General features: G+C 55.5%; 1 protein-coding gene. It reads right to left on the bottom strand.

Translation table 11 applies throughout. The annotated features are described in order from the left end of the window. Nucleotides 1-155: 155 nt before the first annotated feature. Complete coding sequence (locus CO676_RS34235) at nucleotides 156-704, bottom strand: SDR family oxidoreductase (RefSeq protein ID WP_097524309.1); 549 nt, start codon at nucleotides 702-704, stop codon at nucleotides 156-158. Nucleotides 705-1,298 lie beyond the last annotated feature (594 nt).

Genomic DNA, 1,298 nt, shown 5'->3' with positions numbered 1-1,298 from the left:
CTTCAAGCCCGCCTGATTGGCGCGACATGAAAGCAATGCACCAAATCTGCGTCAGAGCCAATATTGGATGCCGGTTCACAGTCGAAGGCGGCGCTACCGCGGTAGCAGTCCAAGATGGTCGTCGGCATCAACAACAACGAATATTGACGCTTCCGTCAGGAGGAACAGCGCAGCCTCGGACATCTGTTCCGGTGTGCCTGCCTGGCGTAGAGGCGTAGCTGTTCCTCGACTTCTTTCATCCTGTTGTATTCAATTTCGCCGATGCCGTTCAGCATCCAACGGGTTTGGATGAAGCCGGGGCAAATGGTGTTCACCCGAACGGCAGGGCTGAGCCAGCGTGCAAGCATCACGGAAAGATTATTTAAGGCGCCCTTAGACAACACATAGGGCAGTGAACTGCCGTTGCCGGTAAGGGTGGCATTGGTGGACAGATTTACGATCGCGTTGCGTTCTTTGCTCTCCTCCCATAGTCTCTTCATAGCCGGAAGCACCGCACGGCTCATCATGAAAGCGCCGGTTGTGTTCACGCGAATGCGGTCGAAATCCTCCGGTGCGACGTCTTCAAGGTCGCCGGCCTTTTGGAGCTTTGTGGTGGCAGCGTTATTGATAAGCCCGTCGATGCGCTCGGCGGCCGTTTTGCGGCAATCTGCATCCTGTCCCACGTCGGCCTGCACAACGATCGTACACCTTGCGCTTTGACTCAAGTCTCATAGGCTTCCATCTTGCTGCGAGTATAGTTTATCGTGACATTCCAGCCCAGCGCCGCGGGGTCGATGGCACAAGTCGCACCCATGCCCGTTGCTCATCCTGTCACAATTGCCACTTTGGTCATGGTGTTTTCTTTTAGAAATCTGACACTGCTCTCGCGGATGTGTTCGGGTGGCGCGCCCATCTGCCTCGAATTTGAGTGTCTCTTGCGGCGAGTTCTTTCAGCGCCTCACGTACTAAGTTAATTCTGGGAGCCTATCCGGGGTGCATACCGATACGTTCAGGCACTTCTAAGCAATGTCCGAACGCGGCCATTTCCCGCTTTAGTCATGCCGATCCTCTTGTCGTCTCCCCGATCGATCGTTCTCCAGGAACAAGGCCGAGATAGCCATCAACTGGGTGGGTTCTCAAACCGACCACCATATCGCCAGGTCGGGAACGTCACCGCGGCGATCAGATCGACACCACGCAGTGCCTATGTGAGTACGATTTAAGGCCACCAACTGCTTCTTTCTGAGTATGTCCTACCTGTGGCGGGTCCTCGAAGCCGCAGGACTTGCCTTGAGCAGAAGACCGCACCCGTTCGCTAT

It is taken from the genome of Sinorhizobium sp. BJ1 (assembly GCF_002531555.1).
Lineage (GTDB): Bacteria > Pseudomonadota > Alphaproteobacteria > Rhizobiales > Rhizobiaceae > Sinorhizobium > Sinorhizobium fredii_B.
This window is presented reverse-complemented; position numbering and strand designations above follow the sequence as displayed.